Source organism: Parvibaculum sp. (assembly GCF_040882025.1).
In the GTDB taxonomy this organism is placed as follows: domain Bacteria; phylum Pseudomonadota; class Alphaproteobacteria; order Parvibaculales; family Parvibaculaceae; genus Parvibaculum.
Genome location: NZ_JBBECC010000033.1, coordinates 1 through 3,459 on the forward strand (window position 1 = coordinate 1; position 3,459 = coordinate 3,459).

The 3,459-nt window shown below is 66.7% G+C and carries 6 protein-coding genes; all 6 read left to right on the forward strand.

Features of this window, described 5'->3' with window-relative positions:
- The coding region (locus WEB61_RS02260) for a crotonase/enoyl-CoA hydratase family protein (protein WP_368062709.1) at positions 1-582 on the forward strand (582 nt) is incomplete at its 5' end.
- Positions 569-1,201 carry a heme ABC exporter ATP-binding protein CcmA gene (ccmA, locus tag WEB61_RS02265; RefSeq protein WP_368062710.1) on the forward strand — a complete coding sequence of 211 codons (633 nt, stop codon included), beginning with the start codon at positions 569-571 and terminating at the stop codon, positions 1,199-1,201. The genes WEB61_RS02260 and ccmA, both read left to right, overlap by 14 nt.
- Complete coding sequence (gene ccmB, locus WEB61_RS02270) at positions 1,201-1,875, forward strand: heme exporter protein CcmB (protein WP_368062718.1); 675 nt, start codon at positions 1,201-1,203, stop codon at positions 1,873-1,875. The genes ccmA and ccmB overlap by 1 nt, the downstream gene beginning before the upstream one ends.
- 64 nt (positions 1,876-1,939) lie before the next feature.
- A complete protein-coding gene (locus tag WEB61_RS02275; protein ID WP_368062711.1) occupies positions 1,940-2,698 on the forward strand; it encodes a heme ABC transporter permease in 759 nt (252 codons plus the stop codon).
- Between the two features lie 3 nt (positions 2,699-2,701).
- Positions 2,702-2,905, forward strand: a complete 204-nt coding sequence (ccmD, locus tag WEB61_RS02280; protein ID WP_368062712.1) for a heme exporter protein CcmD — start codon at positions 2,702-2,704, stop codon at positions 2,903-2,905.
- Positions 2,902-3,459: DsbE family thiol:disulfide interchange protein (locus WEB61_RS02285; RefSeq protein WP_368062713.1), on the forward strand; the 558-nt coding region annotated here is incomplete at its 3' end. The genes ccmD and WEB61_RS02285, both read left to right, overlap by 4 nt.

Consider the following 3,459-nt stretch of genomic DNA (forward strand, 5'->3'; position numbering starts at 1 on the left):
CGCACCGTGCCGCCGGCGACGGGCGCCGATTTCTACCGGCTTGCCGATGACGGCCCCATGGGTCCGTCGCGAATGATTCTCAACAAGCCGGTCATCGGCGCCATTGCCGGTTATGCGGTGGCGGGCGGGCTCGAACTCGCGCTCTGGTGCGACATGCGCGTCGTCGAGGAAGACGCGGTGATGGGCGTCTTCTGCCGCCGCTGGGGCGTGCCGCTGATCGATGGCGGAACGATCCGCCTGCCGCGTCTGATCGGCCATGCCCGCGCGATGGATTTGATCCTGACCGGCCGCGGCGTCGGCGCGGCGGAGGCCTTGCAGATGGGGCTTGCCAATCGCATCGTGCCCAAGGGGCAAGGCCGCGCCGAGGCCGAGCGTCTGGCGCTTGAAATTTCGCGCTTTCCGCAACTGTGCCTGCGTCACGACCGCATGTCGGCCTATGAACAATGGGATCTTCCCTACGACCGGGCATTTGCCAATGAATTCGAGCACGGCCGCAAGGTGATGGCGTCCGGCGAAACGCAAAAAGGGGCGGCGCGCTTTGCGGCGGGCAAGGGCCGGGGCGGAAATTTTGACGACATCTGAGCTGCGGCTGTCGGCTTCGAAGCTCGCCTGCGCGCGCGGCGGCCGGCTTGTCTTCGAAGACCTTTCCTTCGATCTCGGTGCCGGCGAAGCGCTGGTGCTGACCGGCCCCAATGGCAGCGGCAAGTCGAGCCTGCTGCGCCAGATTGCCGGTCTTCTTGATATTGCCGCCGGTGCCCTGACGCTTGAAGGTGGCGACTCCGACCTGACGCTTGCCGAACAGACGCATTATCTCGGCCATCTCGATGCGCTGAAGCCGGCGATGACGGTCACGGAGACGCTGGATTTCTGGGCAGCGTGGTTCGGCGCGCCGGACGCATCGCCGGATATTCCCGCAGCGCTCGACGGCATGGGCCTTGCGCCGCTCGCCGATCTGCCGGTCGCCTATCTTTCGGCCGGGCAGAAGCGGCGCCTGGCGCTGGCGCGTCTGCTTGCAGCGCCGCGCCCCGTCTGGCTGCTCGACGAGCCGACGGTCGCGCTCGATGCGGCCAGCATCGCGCAGCTCGGTCTTGCCATGCGATCGCATCTCGCAGCCGGCGGTCTCATCGTCGCCGCCACCCATCTCGATCTCGGACTTGCGGATGCGCGAACGCTTCGCCTCGTCTTGGAGCTCGTGACATGATGCGTGCCTTCTTCGCCCTCATCGCCCGCGATCTCCGGCTTGCCGCGCGCATCGGCGGCGGCGGGGGCATGGCGGTGTTCTTTTTCCTCACCGTCGTCGCCGTGGTGCCGCTCGGCATCGGTCCCGATCTCAATCTGCTGGCGCGGATCGCACCCGGCATGCTGTGGGTGGCGCTGCTGCTTTCCTCGCTGCTGACGCTCGACCGGCTTTTCCAGGCCGATTACGAGGACGGTTCGCTCGACCTTCTGGCCATGGGCCGGGTACCGCTCGAGCTTGTCGTCGCGGCAAAGGCTGTCGGCCATTTCCTGACGACCGGCCTGCCGCTTGTCGTCGCCGCGCCGCTGCTCGGGCTGATGCTCAATCTCGATGTGGCCGCCTTTCCGGCCCTGATGCTGGCGATGCTTGCGGGCGCGCCGGCGCTGAGTTTTCTCGGCGTCATCGGCGCCGGCCTCACCGTTGGCATCAGGCGCGGCGGGTTGCTCGCTTCGCTGCTGGTGCTTCCGTTCTATATTCCGGTGCTGATTTTCGGCGTCAGCGCGGCGCGGGCAGCCCTTGCCGGCTTTCCGCAAGGGGTTGCCGCGCAAAGCCTGGCGCTGCTGGCGGCGGTCACGCTGGCCAGCCTCGTTCTCGGCCCGGTCGCGGCGGCGGCGGCGTTGCGCGCCACTCTCCGCTGATGCGCGGCAAATTGACTGGCGCCCGCGCCTTGCCCTCTTTGTACGCAACACGCTAAATGTGCCCATGACCAGCCTTTCAGCTTCGCAGCGGCTTCAGGCCTTCGCCAATCCGGCGCGTTTCATGGCGCTGTCGGCGCGGTTTCTTGCGCCGTTATGGGTGGTCTCGCTCGGGCTTCTCGGCACCGGCCTCTACTTCGCGCTTTTCGCCTCGCCGCCCGACTATCAGCAGGGCGAGAGCGTGCGCATCATGTATGTGCATGTCCCGGCCGCCTGGCTTGCGATGTTCGGTTACTCGCTGATGGCGGCGGCGTCAGCCGTGGCGCTGATCTTCCGTCACCCGCTGGCCGATCTCTGCGCCAGGTCCGCCGCGCCGATCGGCGCGGCCTTCACCTTTCTGGCGCTTGTCACCGGTGCGTTCTGGGGCAAGCCGATGTGGGGCGCCTGGTGGGTGTGGGACGCGCGGCTGACATCGGTTCTGATCCTCTTCTTTCTCTATCTCGGCTACATGGCGCTCTGGGCGGCGATCGAGGAGCCCGCACGCGCCGCGCGCGCCGCGGCCGTGCTTGCGCTTGTCGGCGCGATCAACGTGCCGATCATTCGCTACTCGGTCGTCTGGTGGAACACGCTGCATCAGCCGGCCTCCGTCTTCCGTATGGACGGGCCGACCGTCGCGCCCGAAATGCTGTTGCCGCTGATGCTGATGGCGCTCGGCTTCACACTTTTCTTCATTGTGCTTGTTCTTGTGCGTATGCGGGCCGAGATCCTGCGGCATCGCGTGCGCACGCTGCGTCTGGCGCAGGCCGCTGCCCGCGCGGAGGGTTGAAGCATGGCCGCGTTTTTTCAGATGGGCGGTTATGCGGCTTATGTCTGGCCGGTCTATGCGCTCGGACTGGTCGTGCCGTTGGTGCTCGCCGTCCAGAGTCTTGCCGACTACCGCCGGCAGGCGCGGCTTGTCGAGGAGCTGGAGCGTGAGGCCGGTGGCCGCGTCCGTTCGCCCGCGCGCAATCCGGACACGGAGCGGGACCGGTGAAAATATCGTTCAGGGTTGTGGCGCTCGTTCCCGTCGCCATCTTTCTGCTGCTTGCCGGATTTTTTTTCGTGGCGATCTATCGCGGCGATCCGTCGCGCGTTCCCTCGGCGCTGATTGGACGCTATGTGCCCGATTTCGAGCTGCCGGCGGTTCCGGGTCTCGACAAGCCGGGCCTTGCCACCGCCGATTTCGGCATGGGCACACCCGTCATCGTCAATGTCTGGGCTTCGTGGTGCATTCCCTGCCGGGTCGAGATGCCGTTGCTGGTGGAACTCAGGCGCGTTGCCGATGTGCCGCTCTACGGTATCAACTACAAGGACGATCCCGGGGCGGCGCGGCGCTTCCTCGCCGAGTATGGCAATCCGTTCGATCGCATCGGACGCGACACGAGCGGGCGGGCTTCCATCGAATGGGGGGTTTACGGTGTGCCGGAGACCTATGTCATCGACGGCAACGGGCGCATCGCGCTCAAGCATGTCGGCGCGGTGACGCCGGAAGCGATCGTCGGGCAAATCCTGCCCGCGTTGCAGGCGGCGCGGCATGCCCCCCCGCCC

What these genes read in the sequence shown, in the direction of transcription:
- ccmB (WP_368062718.1), top strand. Translation starts at nt 1,201, where the DNA reads ATGCGTGCCTTCTTCGCCCTCATCGCCCGCGATCTCCGGCTTGCCGCG.
- ccmD (WP_368062712.1), top strand. Translation starts at nt 2,702, where the DNA reads ATGGCCGCGTTTTTTCAGATGGGCGGTTATGCGGCTTATGTCTGGCCG.
- WEB61_RS02275 (WP_368062711.1), top strand. Translation starts at nt 1,940, where the DNA reads ATGACCAGCCTTTCAGCTTCGCAGCGGCTTCAGGCCTTCGCCAATCCG.